The organism is Lacinutrix sp. Hel_I_90 (genome assembly GCF_000934685.1).
Lineage (GTDB): Bacteria > Bacteroidota > Bacteroidia > Flavobacteriales > Flavobacteriaceae > Lacinutrix.
Genome location: NZ_JYNQ01000001.1, coordinates 2,158,842 through 2,175,135 on the forward strand (window position 1 = coordinate 2,158,842; position 16,294 = coordinate 2,175,135).

15 protein-coding genes and 1 tRNA gene are annotated in these 16,294 nt (G+C 36.1%); 7 read left to right on the plus strand and 9 right to left on the minus strand.

Annotation, left to right across the window (positions count from 1 at the left end; translation table 11 throughout):
• Positions 1-35 precede the first annotated feature (35 nt).
• Positions 36-1,103: a 4-hydroxythreonine-4-phosphate dehydrogenase PdxA gene (gene pdxA / locus GQ46_RS09575; protein WP_044401091.1), complete on the minus strand. Its 1,068-nt coding sequence runs from the start codon at positions 1,101-1,103 to the stop codon at positions 36-38.
• Positions 1,104-1,169: 66 nt separating this feature from the next.
• On the opposite strand from pdxA, the gene GQ46_RS09580 reads away from it, so the two are divergent.
• Positions 1,170-1,760, plus strand: a complete 591-nt coding sequence (locus GQ46_RS09580; RefSeq protein ID WP_044401094.1) for a riboflavin synthase — start codon at positions 1,170-1,172, stop codon at positions 1,758-1,760.
• Here GQ46_RS09580 and GQ46_RS18135 read toward each other — a convergent pair.
• The 4 genes from GQ46_RS18135 to GQ46_RS09600 form a co-directional block, all read right to left on the minus strand.
• A complete protein-coding gene (locus tag GQ46_RS18135; RefSeq protein WP_369793436.1) occupies positions 1,757-1,996 on the minus strand; it encodes a PID-CTERM protein-sorting domain-containing protein in 240 nt (79 codons plus the stop codon). The two genes, GQ46_RS09580 and GQ46_RS18135, sit on opposite strands and share 4 nt — an antisense overlap.
• Positions 1,997-2,252: 256 nt before the next feature.
• Positions 2,253-3,005, minus strand: coding sequence for a LytTR family DNA-binding domain-containing protein (locus tag GQ46_RS09590; RefSeq protein ID WP_044401097.1), 753 nt, complete (start codon positions 3,003-3,005; stop codon positions 2,253-2,255).
• Positions 3,006-6,005: a two-component regulator propeller domain-containing protein gene (locus GQ46_RS09595; RefSeq protein ID WP_044401100.1), complete on the minus strand. Its 3,000-nt coding sequence runs from the start codon at positions 6,003-6,005 to the stop codon at positions 3,006-3,008.
• 171 nt (positions 6,006-6,176) lie between these two features.
• Positions 6,177-6,872 carry an SH3 domain-containing protein gene (locus GQ46_RS09600; RefSeq protein ID WP_044401103.1) on the minus strand — a complete coding sequence of 232 codons (696 nt, stop codon included), beginning with the start codon at positions 6,870-6,872 and terminating at the stop codon, positions 6,177-6,179.
• 377 nt (positions 6,873-7,249) lie between these two features.
• On the opposite strand from GQ46_RS09600, the gene GQ46_RS17140 reads away from it, so the two are divergent.
• Positions 7,250-9,820 carry a M20/M25/M40 family metallo-hydrolase gene (locus GQ46_RS17140; RefSeq protein ID WP_082041737.1) on the plus strand — a complete coding sequence of 857 codons (2,571 nt, stop codon included), beginning with the start codon at positions 7,250-7,252 and terminating at the stop codon, positions 9,818-9,820.
• Positions 9,821-9,988: 168 nt separating this feature from the next.
• Here GQ46_RS17140 and GQ46_RS09610 read toward each other — a convergent pair.
• Together GQ46_RS09610 and mce are read right to left on the minus strand one after the other, a co-directional pair.
• A tRNA-Ile gene (locus tag GQ46_RS09610) sits at positions 9,989-10,062 on the minus strand.
• A 47-nt stretch (positions 10,063-10,109) separates the two neighbouring features.
• Positions 10,110-10,526, minus strand: coding sequence for a methylmalonyl-CoA epimerase (gene mce, locus GQ46_RS09615; protein ID WP_044401106.1), 417 nt, complete (start codon positions 10,524-10,526; stop codon positions 10,110-10,112).
• Between the two features lie 345 nt (positions 10,527-10,871).
• On the opposite strand from mce, the gene rbfA reads away from it, so the two are divergent.
• Positions 10,872-11,273, plus strand: a complete 402-nt coding sequence (rbfA, locus tag GQ46_RS09620; protein ID WP_044401109.1) for a 30S ribosome-binding factor RbfA — start codon at positions 10,872-10,874, stop codon at positions 11,271-11,273.
• A 6-nt stretch (positions 11,274-11,279) separates the two neighbouring features.
• The gene (locus GQ46_RS09625) at positions 11,280-12,485 is read left to right on the plus strand and encodes an ABC transporter permease (protein WP_044401112.1); all 1,206 of its coding nucleotides are present in this window, start codon (positions 11,280-11,282) and stop codon (positions 12,483-12,485) included.
• A gap of 4 nt (positions 12,486-12,489) precedes the next feature.
• Here the strand turns inward: GQ46_RS09625 and dusB are convergent, their stop codons facing one another.
• Positions 12,490-13,485: a tRNA dihydrouridine synthase DusB gene (dusB, locus tag GQ46_RS09630; RefSeq protein ID WP_044401115.1), complete on the minus strand. Its 996-nt coding sequence runs from the start codon at positions 13,483-13,485 to the stop codon at positions 12,490-12,492.
• Between the two features lie 93 nt (positions 13,486-13,578).
• Between dusB and GQ46_RS09635 the strand changes: the two genes are divergently transcribed.
• From GQ46_RS09635 to GQ46_RS09645, 3 genes are read left to right on the plus strand one after another with little or no spacing between them, the layout of a single operon-like run.
• On the plus strand, positions 13,579-14,322 hold the full coding sequence (locus GQ46_RS09635) for a prolipoprotein diacylglyceryl transferase (protein WP_044401118.1): 744 nt from the start codon (positions 13,579-13,581) through the stop codon (positions 14,320-14,322).
• Positions 14,312-15,706 carry a radical SAM protein gene (locus tag GQ46_RS09640; RefSeq protein WP_044401121.1) on the plus strand — a complete coding sequence of 465 codons (1,395 nt, stop codon included), beginning with the start codon at positions 14,312-14,314 and terminating at the stop codon, positions 15,704-15,706. Before GQ46_RS09635 ends, GQ46_RS09640 begins: the two co-directional genes overlap by 11 nt.
• Positions 15,703-15,909 (plus strand): hypothetical protein, encoded by a 207-nt coding sequence (locus tag GQ46_RS09645; protein WP_044401124.1) that lies wholly within the window; start codon positions 15,703-15,705, stop codon positions 15,907-15,909. The genes GQ46_RS09640 and GQ46_RS09645 overlap by 4 nt, the downstream gene beginning before the upstream one ends.
• Here the strand turns inward: GQ46_RS09645 and GQ46_RS09650 are convergent.
• A complete protein-coding gene (locus GQ46_RS09650; protein WP_044401127.1) occupies positions 15,899-16,285 on the minus strand; it encodes a DUF4345 domain-containing protein in 387 nt (128 codons plus the stop codon). The two genes, GQ46_RS09645 and GQ46_RS09650, sit on opposite strands and share 11 nt — an antisense overlap.
• Positions 16,286-16,294 lie beyond the last annotated feature (9 nt).

Below are 16,294 nucleotides of genomic sequence, written 5' to 3' on the forward strand. Positions count from 1 at the left end.
ACAGACTTATGAACAATTTTTTATATTCTCCTTTTTTAAGCTCTTTTTTGATCTTCAAATCGCTTTCTTTTTGATATTGCCAAAGGGTTTTTATGTAAGACCTCATACTCTCTTCTATTGTTGTATATACTAACGGCTGTAAAGAGTGCTTCTTTAAAAGAACCCGTATCTGCCGTCCCTTTTCCTGCAATTTCATAAGCGGTTCCATGATCTGGAGAGGTTCTTATCTTATTTAATCCTGCCGTAAAATTAACACCCTGACCAAAAGAGAGGGTCTTAAAAGGGATTAAACCTTGATCATGATAAGCGGCAATAATGGCATCAAAACTCTTATAATTATCAGAGCCAAAAAAACTGTCTGCTGCATAAGGACCGAAAACCAATTTACCACTTTCTTTAATTTTTTGTAGTGTTGGACGCATGACCACATCGTCTTCATTTCCAATAACACCATTATCTCCTGTATGTGGATTTATTCCTAAAACAGCGATGCGCGGTTTTCTAATTCTAAAATCCTTTTTAAGTGAATGATAAACTGTTTCAATTTTTTTAGTAATTAGCTCTGGCGAAATATGACTTGAAATATCTTTTACTGGTACATGGTCTGTTAATAAGCCCACGCGCAAAGTATCGGTTACCATAAACATTAAACTATCGCCTTCTAACTCCTGATTTAAATAATCTGTATGGCCAGGGAATTTAAAGGTTTCAGACTGTATATTGCTTTTATTAATTGGGGCGGTTACCAAGACATCTATATCGTCACCTTTTAATGCCTTTGTTGCTGCTTCCAAAGATTTAATGGCATAAGCTCCAATTTTAGGGTCTTCTTTTCCAAAACTTATATCTACATTTTCCTTCCAACAGTTAAAAACATTAACCTTGCCATGTATAATTTGATTGGCACTTTGAATGCTATTTAAATTAACCTCTAGATTGAAATGGTTTTTAACAAAAGTCATCGTTTTAATTGAGGCAAAGATAACGGGCGTAAAAAACTCTAACATTCTTGAATCTTCAAAAATTTTAAGTACGATTTCTGCGCCAACACCGTTTAAATCCCCTATAGAAATACCTGCGATTATTTTTTCTTCTTTCTTCATTAATAATGATAACTATTGTTCGTAATTTTATAGTCACAAATTTAACCAAATAATACAGTTAAAAGTATGTTTACCGGAATTATTGAAACGATAGGAACTGTAACTCAATTACAAAAAGAAGCCACTAACCTTCATATTTCTCTTAAAAGCACGATCACTTCTGAATTAAAAATTGATCAAAGCGTTGCGCACAATGGGGTTTGTTTAACCGTTGTTAACATCAGTGGTGATGAATATACTGTAACGGCTATTCAAGAAACATTACAAAAAACGACCATTGGAAAACTTACTATTGGTGAACACGTAAACCTAGAACGCGCGATGAAGTTAGGAGACCGCCTGGATGGGCACTTAGTTCAAGGCCATGTGGATCAAACGGCGACCTGCACTAAAGCACAAGAAACCAAAGGAAGTTGGGCTTATACTTTTAAGTATGATTCTTCTTTAAATAATATTACCATTGAAAAAGGCTCTATAACCGTTAATGGTGTGAGTCTAACTGTTGTTGATTCTAAAACAGATGAATTTAGTGTGGCTATAATTCCTTATACCTTTGAAAACACAAACTTTAATACGTTTCAAGTGGGCACAGAAGTAAACTTAGAATTTGATGTTATTGGTAAATACGTTTCCAGATTAAACGCATTAAATAATTAAATACTTTTTCTTTTTAGTTGATACATTTTATATATACCATAAAGAAAACCAGCCACCAATAATAAGTAAACACCATCATCTATTGGCACCAACTGTGGAGGTGAAGGTGGACGCTGCTGCAGCGGCTCCGGAGGCGATTGGGATGAGCACACAAAACTTATTAATATTAATAAGACTGAGGCGAATGTCTTTTTATATTTTATCATAATCAGGCGTAAATGTATAAAAAAAAGCATTTAAACAAAACTTTTCAACACTTTATTCGTTGAAAAAACTCTACGAACGGTAGTTTTTTTCGATAAACTACCCAATGATCACTAAAACCACCCGTTTCTGTTCACTCATATTCACTCAAAACAGATTATTAATTGTTATTTACTTTTTGATTATTAAATAACTCTAATCTTAAAATATTGAAATTCAACGGCACAGCTTTCTAAATTTACAATTTCTAGTTTTCGATTCTTAAGAGATTCAAAAATGCTTGTACTATTAACGATGCATTTGATCTAATATTTCAATAACATCGCTTTTCTTTCTAACAGATACCGGTACATTTTCGCCATTTTTTAACATTAAATAACCGCCATCTGTTTTTATAAAAGCACTAATACACTGTAAATTGACCAAGTGACTTTGGTGTACACGCAAGAACTCATATGGTTGTAGCATATCGCTAAAGTATTTTAAGGTTTTAGTAACAAAAACCTTTTTACCATTTTGTAAATGGAAAATCGTGTTATTACTGTCTGACTCACAACGCACAATATCATCGAGGTTAACAATTATAATTTTATCAAGGGTATGTAACGATATTTTATCTGGCTTTTTTTCGGGCGCAGATAAGGTGTCTTTTAAAATATTCAAGCGCTCTTGCGAGGGTTGAATTTGTGCTTTGGCGCGTTTTATGGCTTGATCTAACTCTTCATGAGTATAGGGTTTTAAAACATAATCTATAGCGGCAAACTTAAACGCTTTAATCGCAAACTCATCACTCGCTGTAACAAAAATGATTTTCGCTTTTAAGTCTGGAAAAATCTCTAAAACATCAAAACCAGTACCATCTCCTAACATAATATCTAAAAACAAAATATCTGGCTGCTGTTTTCTTAAAGACTTGGCTGCTTCAACAACGCTTTGCGCCGTATCTATAATTTTAATCTCTGGATGTCTGACTTCTATATCTCTTTTTAAAAGCTGCATAGCATCTAATAAATCTTCTATAATAATGGCTGTAAGTGTCATTTAATAATCTGTTTCTAGTGGTATATTAAAGGTAATATTTGTACCCGAAATGATACCCTCTTGGTTTACAATTTCCTTAATTTTCAGTACATTTTTCCCAGAAAGGGACTCCAGGCGTTCTTCAGTCACAGTCAGCGCCATAGATTGATGATCGGTCTTTGGTTTGTTTTTTTGCGATTCATAAATACCAATACCATTGTCTGAAATAGAACAGTGCAGCTGGTTTTTAGTCGTATTGAAAACTATTTTAAGCACTCCATCACGTTTTCCTTTTAAAATACCATGCCTGATTGCATTTTCTACAAAAGGCTGAATAAGCATGGGAGGCACAAGAATTTCTTCGGGATCTAAATCTGAATGCACTTTAATTTCATAATTAAAATCTTTAGCTGCCATAAGTTTTTCTACTTCAATATAATCCTGCAATGTTTTAATTTCCTGTGCTAAACTAATCGTGTCTTTTCTTGAATTCATTAAAGTGTTGCGTAACAAGGTCGCAAAACTATTAATGGTTGTATTCATCTTCTCAGGCTTTGTGGTGGCCATCGCTTTAATACCATTGAGCACATTAAAAATGAAATGCGGATTCATTTGTAAGCGCAACGCCTTTTGTTCTAAAGTTAACAAGTGATTGGCGAGCTCTAATCGCTCAGTTTCGGCTGCATTCTCTTTTTTCACTCTTTTAATATAGCCTAAGGCTAAAATTGACAAAAGTGAAATTGTGGACAGAATTACCAACCATTGAAATCCTGCTTTTTTATACAACGGACTCTCTATATAAAATCCAAAACTAATCGGGTCGCTTTCTTCCCAACGGTAATTTCGTGACTGTACAAAAAATGTGTGTGCACCAAAAGCCAATCCGGAAAGGTTTTGAGTCGTATCTCCCGTCCAAGGACTCCATTCTGTATCGTTAAGTTTTGTACGGAATTGTATGTCGTTTGGGTGATCTAAATCCACACTCGCATATTGAAAACTAACTTGCCGTTGGTTGGGGTTTAGCTGAAGTGTTTTGTTACTATTTGTCCATGTTTTTAAGTTAATGGAATCCACACTTTTATAATCTATTTTAAGCTCTTGAAAAAAGAGGTTAGGCTTCCGGCTTTTTTGATTGCTTTCACTTGGCTGAAATTTTGTTAACCCATAAATAGTACCAAACCACAGGTTTCCATTCGCGTCTTTTTCAACAGCGTTTAAGCAGGTTTCAATACCTAAAAAACCATCATTTCTACCAAAATGGAACACATCTAGAATAGTATGCTCTTGATTTAGTAAAATTTTATCGACACCGCGCTCGCTTCCAGCCCATAAATTACCCTGGTTATCGAAAATAAGTTGATATATATTTTTTGAACTCAGTGTTTTATCTCCCTTGAGTTTTTCAAAATTAGTATAGTCGTTTGTTTTATTAAACCAGATGCCTTGACCGGCAGTACCAATAAACAGCGTTTCATTATTAAATACTAAAGAGTTTATAGTTGTTTGGTTATTTAAAACCGCTCCTAAGTGGTGCACCTTACTATTTTCTATATAACCTATTTGTCCGTTTTTTGTGGCATACCAAAGTTGATGGTCTCGCGCAATCATATCCTTTATATATAGGTCTTCTATACCCTCATTTATTCCAAATGTTTTTCTAATGACTAGGCTATCATTTTCAGGATAGTAGTTAAACTTGATAATGCCACTAGAATAGGTCGCTGCGTAGATCGCCTGTTTATCCACTTGTATTTTACGAATCCAATCGTTAGGAAAACCAGTATCTGTATTGAGCAGATGGTTTTTAATGGTTTCTATTTTGAAGACCTCGGTAGAATCTGCAGACAAACTATCGCCCGTTTTCGTCTCTCGAAATAATAAACCACGACCGTCTGATCCTGCCCAAATGTTTCCATTAGCATCGCTAGTGATGGTTTTTATTTTTACATCAGCAAAATGCTTGTATGGTTTAATATGGTGAATGCCTGCTGAATCCATCCGGCTCAAACCGGCCTCCGAACTTGAGAAATAAAGACCGTCGTTGGCTTGATGTAGAGCATACACACGATTCCCTTTTAGACCTGAGTTAACCGAGTAATGTTTAAAATTATTTTGAAAATATTTATACAAGCCACCACCAGAAGTTGCAATCCAAATATTACCTTGTTTATCTACAATAACCTTTCTAATGTGGGCCACATTCAAACCGTTTTTCGCATTTAAAAAGGCCTTCTCATTATTTGTTTTTGTATCAATAATTAAAATACCGTCGTTGTCTGTCGCTACCCAAAGTTCTGTTTCGTTTTGAATAGACAAACTATTAATGCGTAAGGGTTCCCGCAGTAAAATAGGATTTTCCAGATCTTCAAGGTCAAAAACAAAGGTGCCATCGTCAAAGGTTGACGCATAGATTTTATTTTGGTATGAAAGTGCCGCAGAGAAGTTATTAGACTCTAATTTTTTGAAGCTTTTCATTGCGCTTTGTAAAGCTTTCAACTTATAAAACCCTTGGTTTGTAGCGATCCAGAAAAAATCATTTTTAAAAATAATCGCGTTAATTGAACTGGAGTCAATCTCTGGGTTTATAGTAACCTTAGTAAGTGTTTCTGCATTAGTAAGTTTATAAATGCCGCGTTTTGTAGCGAGATAAATGGTGTTGTTAAAATGATATATTTTATTCACCTGCGGCGCTTCACGATTTAAAAACGTCGCTTTAGTTTTAATAGACAACCCGTTTTTGGTTCCTATGTAAAGCTTTTCATTTAAAGCTAATAATGCAAAAATATAATTAGATTGCAGACCGTCGCTTTCATTCCATACGTCAAAAGTACTGCCATTAAAACGACTCAATCCGCCACCCTGTGTGCCTAACCACAAATACCCCCTCTCGTCTTGAATCACATCGTAAACCTGAGATTGTGGCAAACCATCTTCAATAGTATAGCCTCTTAGTTTTTTGTTTTGCGAAAAAACAGCACTAGTACTAATTAAAAGGATTAAAAATGTGAGCAGTCGTTTCAAATGCAATGTATTATATAATAGAAACAAATATAGGCAAACCTATAGTATCCCGTTTTAATTTATTTTCACGCTTTAGCGTTTGTCCTATAGAAGGAGGTAAACGTTAAAAACACTACGAACTAATGAAAGCACGTAGTGTTTAGTTTTTGATAATTTAAATACTTTAACCCCCTAATTATCAAAAAGTGAACAAGAATCTGTTCCAGAAATAGCGTCAACCAGCGCCACTACTTCAGTCGTTTTTTTGAATGTATTGTTTTTCCACACCACATAAAGTGCGTTTTCTATCGTGTCACAAGTTTCGCCGTCAATAAGACTTAAGCTTATAATATCGTCTACACCTTGCATCCCTTTATTCCCTAAGTTTGTTACGTTTTCGTAGTTTAATGCTTGGGATGTAATGGTTAGTCTATCGATTTCCACACCGTTTTTCACCGCTCTTATCTGGTAGTTTTTTGTGGCGTCTGCATCGTCGCTTCCTTTTATTCCTTTTTCACCAAAGACAAACATAATGGCTGGGTCTGCAGTGCTGCTCATAGTTTTTTGCGAAATTAGTCCGCCCCAAATCCAACCTGTGTCTGGACCGACTGTTATTTTATAGAAGCTACTGGTTACCCCATTTAAAGTAATGGCGTTTTTACTTTTTTCTAACAATCTTACTTTCATACCAATTGGTAAGGTTGTTATTTTCTGGCATTGCGTTGCTGGGCAATCTCTTAAAGCCACATCGTTGGCCAATAAATATTTTGAAGATTTTGTTACTGTGGCATGTGCATAAGTGTCGAAAGTCACTTCTTTGTTTTGAGCAAATACGTTAGTGGCAATTAATACTACTACTGCGGCGATTGTGTTTCTTAGATTTTTCATGATAATTTGTTTTAGAGTGTTATTGTTTGTTTACACTTCAAAGGTATCATGAGGATCCCCTTTAATTTGGACGGTTTTAGTATTCGTAGCCGTTAAACTAGAATTCGTTATAAGCGCACAACCTTTACTCTAGAATGGAGATAAAATCGATTAAGACTCAAAAAAAAAAACAAACAACACAGAGCACCCTTAATAAGCTATTAAAAAACACTAATTGCACTGTAAAATAAAATTCTTTTTTGTTAAAAATTTTAAATAAAACCAATGGTTAAGTTAAAATATTTCATTTTAAATAATTTTAGGACCGTTATTTGTTCTAACTTAGGTACTGATTATCAAACCACTAGAATCCAATTAATCTCAAAAATCCATTACGTATGAAATCCCTCCAATTAACAATGTTATCCATGCTATTCTTTTGTATGGCTTTGAATCCACAAATCTCAGAATCTCAAAACAGCCAGTCCCTAGAAAAGAAGGGTCTGTTTTATGCAACCATGCAGACACAAGATGCTAAAGAATTACAGATCAATCACCCAGAAGCTGTTCGAATAATTGAGTCATTAAATGGCTATAGTGCTGTAATGCTGACTGATGATGCTGCAGAAGAACTTCACCATAAAGTTTTAGTTCATGGTCCCGGTTTTATTTACGAAGCCTCTAAGGAAAATGCTATAGCGGCCATTTACAAATCCAGTCTCATAGCGTCCCAGGCAACTACCAAACGGGCAAATTCTCTCTATAGCATTACCCAGCAACCATTGGTACTACAAAGTTTAGATTTAGTGAACAACCTAAACATTGCAAATCAAATACAAGAATTAGAAAGCTATGTGACCAGATACCACACGAAAAACAGTGCAGCACAAGCTGTTTTCGACTTAAAAACGAAATGGGAAACGCTTGCTTCAGGAAGAACTGATGTTTCTGTTAGGATTGTAAACCACACAAGTACCAGTATGCCCTCGGTTGTGATGACCATTACAGGCTCAGAAAACCCAGATGAATTTGTAATTATTGGTGGTCATATAGACTCCACAAATAGTGCGAATAACAATGATGCTCCAGGAGCAGATGATAATGCATCAGGAATAGCAACCATTACCGAAGCCGCGAGGGTGTTGTTTGAAATGAATTTTAAACCAAAGCGCACTATAGAATTCATGGCTTTTGCCGCTGAGGAAGTAGGTTTAAGGGGCTCTAAAGAAATTGCCCAAGACTACAAGTCTAGGAACGTCAACGTGATTAGCTATATGCAATTAGACATGACCAACTATAAAGGTTCTGCTAACGACGTATACATATCAACAGATTCTTATAACGATGATAATTTGAATAATTTCTTAATCGAGCTTATGGATTTTTACAACGCCTCTGGAGTACACAAAATAACTTATGGCACTTCCATTTGTAACTACGGTTGTTCTGATCATTATAGTTGGGCACAACAAGGTTATGACGTTGCCTTTCCCTTTGAAGCTACTTTTAACCAAAGCAATCCTTACATCCATACTAGAAACGACACGTTTGACAGATCGCCAACCCCGAATGCGACACACGCAGCAAAATTTGCAAAACTAGCATTAGAGTACTTAATAGAAATCTCAAATGGCAGCAATACAGGCAACCCTAATGGTGAGGCATGTACTGAAACGATCGCAATCTATCCGTATCAGGAAAGTTTTGAGTCGTCGTTTGGAGCTTGGTCCCAAGGTACAGCTGATGATTTAGACTATTCTAGAAACTCAGGCGGGACACCTTCAAGTGGTACAGGTCCCACTAACGCTTCTAATGGTTCTTATTATATCTATGTTGAAGCTTCAGGCAGTGGCACCGGCTTTCCTAATAAGACAGCCACTTTAAACTCTCCTTGCTACAACCTCACCACACTTGCAACTCCTGAATTAAGTTTTGACTACCACATGTCAGGAAGTGCTATTGCTTCGTTAAATGTTGACATTAGAACGAGTAATACTGGGACTTGGAATGCTATATATAGCAAATCTGGAGACCAAGGTAGCAATTGGAAGACCGCTAACATCAATTTAAGTTCTTACGGCAACGAATCTGCTGTTCAATTCCGCGTTACTATCTTGACGGGAAGCGGAAGTAGCGGCTGGCAAAGCGACATCGCTCTCGATGCGATCTCTATAAAAAATGCTACAACCACAAATCCAACTTGTGAAACTCTTAATTTTAATAACTACACCATAAATTCTTTTTCTAATCAAGATACTGATGGCACATACAGTGTTGTTAACTCTGGCGCGACATTAATTCTAAATAATAACACCTGGAAACACATCAATTTAAACTATATTGTTACTGCTCAAACGGTTATTGAATTTACATTCAGCAGTACTTCTGAAGGAGAAATTCATGGCGTAGGCTTTGAAAACGATAATACCCTGACCAGTAACCGGTATTTTAAAGTGTATGGCACCCAAAATTATGGCATAACGAACTACGATACTTATGCTGGAAGTACAAAAACCTATACGATACCTGTTGGTAATTTTTATTCTGGTTCCATGGATCGATTGGTTTTTATTAACGATAATGACGGTGGCGCCGGCAACAACTCTACCATAAGCCAAGTCAAAATTTATGAAGGCGCATGCGACACTTCTGTATCCCAAAAGATAACGTTTGCCATAACAATACCCAATTTAGGCAATGAACCAGAAGGTGTTTTACCTTATATACGCGTAAGCCCAAATCCTGTTACTAACATTTTTAATATTAATGTAACGCAAAAAACAACCAACCCCCTCACTGCCACTCTGTACACTATTAATGGGCGAGCGGTTTTTAAAAAATCCTTATCCTATGGTGTGAATGCCTTTTCTTCTAAGAAATTACAACTTAGTGCAGGTCTCTATTTAATAACTTTAGAAACTGAAGGGGAAGAAACGGTTACAAAAAAAATAGTTTTAGGTGAGATTTAATTCTAAGACAGGAGCTTTCTAAAACTTGGTATAGATTCCTTTTGAAGCGTACGCCATAACTTTATACACGTATTCATTATATTTTATAACGAATCGTGGACCTGTGTACTATTATGAGACAATAAAACACCAAACAAAAAACCCTTCTAAAAAGAAGGGTTTTAAGTGTGGTCCCACTTGGGCTCGAACCAAGGACCACCTGATTATGAGTCAGGTGCTCTAACCAACTGAGCTATGGGACCGAAATCGGCTGCAAATCTAATATTATTTTTAAAACTCTACAAGATTTTTATTCCTTTATATCATCTTTAATTTCTTGGCAAAGCTCGATTAACACCCCGTTAGCCGATTTTGGATGTAAAAAAGCCACTAACTTATTATCTGCGCCTTTTTTTGGTCTATCATTTAAAACGATAAACCCTTCGGCTTTTAGTCTTTTAATTTCGGCTTCAATATCATCCACATCAAAAGCAATGTGGTGAATGCCTTCCCCTTTTTTCTCTATAAATTTGGCTATTGGGCTGTCGTCTTTTGTCGCTTCCAATAGTTCTATTTTATTGTCTCCAACTTTAAAAAACGAGGTGTTTACACCTTCAGAGGCTACTTCCTCTATTTTATAATGTGGTGCTCCAAACAACTTGGCAAACAAATCGTTTGACTGCTCTAGACTTTTTACAGCAATGCCTATGTGCTCTATTTTATTCATCAAAAAACTGAGTTTTTTGTTTCCGTGAAAACGGAAACTAATTATTATTACTTCGTAACTTACTGTTCGCCTTTAAAAAGACACGCCTTTTACTTTCAAAAGTAATAAATACAGTTGGTAAATGGAAGTATATTACTATAACGATGAACTATCGCGTTTAACGGGTTCCTTTTCCGTTCTATTTTCTTTTTCGTATATCCAATATCTAAGGGTATATAAATCCCTCACAGCGGCATATACGATACAAGAACTGTTGTTTTCTTTAGCACATTTCATAGTTAAATTGGTATTAACTTTAAATAAGCGTATTTTTGCACTATATTCTTGCGAAAACGCAACAAAAAAATGAAAACAGAAGAAAGTCAAAGACAAAAAAAAATAGGATCGGTTTTACAACGTGATTTAGTAGACATCTTACAAACAGCTGCCACACAAGGCGGTATGCGCGGTGTTATTATTTCGGTATCTAAAGTTTCAGTCACTGTAGATCTATCTGTAGCGAAAGTCTATTTGAGTATTTTTCCAAATGATAAAGCAAAGGAGTTAGTTGAAGGTATTAAGTCTAATCAGCCGTTTATTCGTCATGAACTGGCACAGCGTACTAGAAATCAGCTGCGCAGAATGCCACAGCTCTACTTTTTCGTAGACGACTCGCTGGAGCATATTGATAAAATTGAGCAGTCTTTAAAAGGAAAAGACAACCCTATAAAAGACCCAGACCTTTTAGATAAGCACAAAAAATCTTAACTTATTTTGAGTTTTCCTTATTACATTGCTAAACGCTATCTGCGCTCCAAAAGCAGTAATAATGCCATAAATTTCATCACGTATATTGCCATTGGTGGCATCATTTTAGGTGCAGCCTCTCTTTTTATTGTGCTTTCTGGTTTTGCCGGTTTAAAGGATTTTACTCTAGAATTTACGAGTATTATAGATCCCGATTTAAAAGCCGAAACCACTATTGGGAAATCGTTTATTTTAACACCCGACATTGAAGAAAAACTGAGTACCGTTAATGGCATCGCTTCATATTCTAAAATCATTGAAGAACGGGTTATCGCTTCTTTTGATGGTAATAAACAAACCTGTTACATTAAAGGCGTTGATGAAAATTATAGCAAAGTAAATAAAGTAGATTCCATTATAGAATTGGGAAGTTGGTTAACTAAAAACACCTCTCAAGTCGTTGTGGGTTGGGGCGTTTCACGAAGTTTAAATATTGGTGTTTTAGATTATGGTAAGCGCTTATCGCTATATGTGCCAAAAGCTGGCAAAGGACAAATAACGTCTGTACAGCAAGCGTTCACGCAAGTCGATGCTATTAATGTTGGTGTTTTTTCGGTTAATGAAAAGTTCGACGACACCTATATTTTCTCTTCTATTGGACTGGCTCAGGAATTGTTTAGCTTTCCTAAACATCAAATCTCAGCTATTGAGTTTCGCTTAGCAGAAAATGCTGATGAAGTGTTAATAAAACAAGAGCTTCAAAGTATTCTTGGAGATAAGATACTGATTAAAAATAAAGAAGAACTCAACGCCTCCTTACACAAAATGCTAAATACCGAAAACCTGTTCGTTTATCTACTACTAACACTGGTGTCTATCATTTTAATATTTAATGTTATTGGCTCTTTAATCATGATGATTTTAGATAAAAAACAAACACTATCTACGCTATATAACATGGGTGCTACTTTAAAAGATATAAGAAAAATCTTCTTTTTACAAGGTACCATAATGACCACTGTAGGCACAGTAATTGGGCTTTTTATAGGGTATTTAGTTGTGATTATTCAACAGACTTTTTCTTTAGTGATGATCACACCGACTCTCGCGTATCCCGTCTCTGTTCATGCCCAAAACTTCGTTATTGTATTTTTAACAATTACGATTTTAGGCATTATTGCTTCGAAAATTGCGTCTGTTCGTATTACGAAAGCCATGGTGAAAATAAAATAATTTACTATTCTGTAAACTGATAATCACTAAATAATGCTTCAACCTCATCAAAGGCTGCAAACACATCTTTTGAAGCATCGCTAGTAACCATTTTCATGCGGTGTTCTTTAAAATGTGGAATGCCTTTAAAATAGTTGGTGTAGTGTCTTCTAGTTTCAAAAACACCAAGGGTTTCACCTTTCCAATCAATTGCCATTTGTAAATGTCTACGAGCAGCATCAACACGCTCTGCTAGAGAAATTGGCGCTAAGTGCGCACCTGTTTCAAAAAAGTGTTTTACTTGTTTAAAAAACCAAGGATTACCAATAGTCGCACGGCCAATCATACAACCGTCCAAGCCGTAAACATCTCGCATTTCCATAGCCCGCTCAGGCGTCGTGACATCGCCATTTCCAAAAACAGGAATATGCATTCTTGGGTTGTTTTTCACCTCAGCAATAGGTTTCCAATCAGCTTCTCCTTTATACATTTGTGCTCTGGTTCTCCCGTGAATAGCAATGGCCTTACACCCTACATCCTGAAGTCTTTCCGCCACTTCAAGAATGCGTATAGAATCGTGATCCCAGCCTAATCTCGTTTTTACAGTAATAGGAATATTGGTGCGTTTTACCATTTCAGCAGTCAGTTGTTCCATGAGACACACATCTTTTAAAATACCTGCACCTGCGCCTTTACTCACCACTTTTTTTACCGGACAACCAAAATTAATATCAATAATATCTGGTTTTGATGCCGAAACGATATCAATGGTTTCTAACATACTTTCCATATTGGCACCAAAAATTTGAATGCCAACAGGACGTTCTTTTTCATAAATGTCTAACTTCATAACGCTTTTAGCTGCGTTACGAATGAGGCCTTCGCTAGACACAAACTCTGTATACACAACATCTGCGCCTTGTTCTTTGCACAAGGCGCGAAACGGCGGATCACTAACATCTTCCATTGGTGCTAAAAGCAAAGGGAAATCCGGAAGTTCTATGTTGTCTATTTTTACCAAAGTGTTTGATTTTTATGCAAAATTAGTGCTTTTTAGGTAAACCTACTATTCGCTAGATAATTATTGTATTTTTAAACCTCAAAACGCAACTCATTGACTATTCCTTTCGAACCCACACTTTTAGGTTACCACATAAATAGCCATCTCATTTTAGAGTATCTCGCGTTCTTTGTGGCCTTTCGTTACTACCTGTTTTTAAGAAAGCAGTCTTACGATACTATTTCTGGAAGCAATAGACTCTCTATAATTTTAGGTGCGGCCATTGGCGCTTTACTGGGATCGCGACTCATTGGGCTATTAGAAAACCCGCTTGTGGCATGGTCTCAGGAAAATCTTATCACTCTTTTAAACACTAAGACCATTATGGGTGGATTGTTTGGCGGATTGCTAGGTGTAGAACTCGCAAAAAAGCGTATTGGCGAAACGGAGTCCTCGGGCGATTTGTTTGTATTTCCCATTATTCTGGGAATTTTTATAGGTCGTATGGGTTGCTTTTTATCGGGAATCAACGAATTTACTTACGGCAAAGAAACAACCTCTGTTCTTGGAATGGATTTGGGCGATGGACTATTAAGACACCCCACGGCATTATATGAACTAGTATTTCTTGTTGTTTTATTTTTCAGTTTAAAACGACTGCAAAGTACTTCAACTTTAAACAATGGCGAGGTGTTTAAATGGTTTATGGTTTTATATTTCACATTTCGCTTCTGTATTGAATTTTTAAAACCGAATGTGTTTTATATTATAGGTTTGAGCACGATTCAAATTTTATGTGTAATTTGTTGGTTATACTATTCTCGATTTATACTTCAAAAACTAAATTATGCCAGTTAGAAACTATACGTACTACGATTTTACCTTAAGCCTTTGTCCAGAATGTTTGCGTCGTATAGATGCTAAAATCGTATTTGAAGATGGCAATGTTTACATGTTAAAACGCTGTAAAGAACACGGGAGTTCTAAGGTGTTGATTGCCGATGATATTGAATACTACAAAAATATAAGAAACTACAATAAACCTAGCGAAACGCCTTATACTTTTAATACTAAAACAGACTATGGGTGTCCTTACGATTGCGGGTTGTGTCCAGACCACGAACAACACAGTTGCTTAACAGTTGTTGAAGTGACCGATCGTTGTAATTTAACCTGCCCAACGTGTTATGCCGGTTCATCACCAACGTATGGGAGACATCGTACTTTAGATGAAGTCAAAGCGATGTTAGATACGATTGTTCGCAATGAAAAAGAGCCAGATGTGGTACAAATTTCTGGAGGAGAACCTACCATTCATCCACAGTTTTGGGAGATTATGGATTATGCAAAATCATTACCCATCCGGCATTTAATGCTGAATACCAATGGTATAAAAATTGCTAAAGATCTCGCTTTCGCAGAACGACTAAAAACCTATGCTCCAGATTTTGAAGTGTATTTACAATTTGATTCTTTCGAAAATAGCGTGCTTCGTGAATTACGTGGTGCCGATTTGAATGACGTAAGAACCCAAGCCATTGCAAATTTGAATACCGTGAACCTCTCAACGACCTTGGTCGTAACGCTTCAAAAGGGATTGAATGACCATGAAATTGGAAAAATTATCGATTACGCGCTACTGCAAAAATGTGTTCGTGGCGTAACACTTCAACCTACACAAATTGCCGGACGCTTAGAGCATTTTAATCCTGAGACCGATCGCATGACACTCACAGAGGTTCGTAGAAAAATCATTGAGCAAACCACTATATTTAATAGTGATGATCTTATTCCTGTACCATGTAATCCAGATGCTTTGGTTATGGGTTACGCGCTTAAATTAGGCGAAGCGGTGTTTCCGTTAACCCGTTATATCAATCCTGCAGATTTATTAGACAATAGTAAAAACACTATTATTTACGAGCAAGATGAACAGCTTCAAGATAAAATGATTGCATTGTTTAGCACCGCGAATTCCGTAGAAGTTGCAGAAGAAAATTTGAAATCTATTATGTGTTGTTTACCCAATATTGATGCGCCAAACTTAGGCTATGATAATTTATTTCGGGTCATCATTATGCAATTTATTGACGCTTATAATTTTGATGTACGCGCGATTAAAAAATCCTGTGTTCATATTGTAAACAAAGACAATAAAATCATTCCTTTTGAAACCATGAATTTGTTTTATCGTGATGATAAAAAAGAGCACTTAGAACGCCTTAGAAACGAAATGATATGAAGTATTTACTATTAGAAGTCGGGAATCTTAATGGCTTGGTATTTTTGCTTATCGCCATCATGCTTGGTCCAGCCATTGTATTAGCAATCATTGGTTTTGCTGTGAAAAATAAAAACAAAAAAGCAGCCAAAATTTTATTTATTCTAGCTGCCGTATATGTTATTGTTAGTTTGGGGGTTTGTGGGGCGCTTCTTACTGGTTAAATCGCTTTAAAACCCAAAGCCCATAACAACCCAGAAACAATTCTGCAACGGTTCCAAAAACGTATGCTGAAGTGGGCATGCCATCTACAATAAAGCTTAGCAGTCTTCCAAAACCCAAGCCTAGCATAAAAATGAGATTGGTAATTATTGCTGTTTTAAAATATCGTATTTTAAAGAGGCCCAAAATCCATAACGCTGAAAACCCCAAATACAATCCCATAATGGCTTTGTGAAAATTATGCTCGTCGGTGGTTTCTAAAAGCATATCGAAACTTAATTCTGGTTTAAAACCGTAAACAAAGGCTACAGGAATAACAATACACACCGAAATAATGAGGTGGATTTTATTAATGAAGTCGTCCTTAGTTTTAATCATAATTCTACT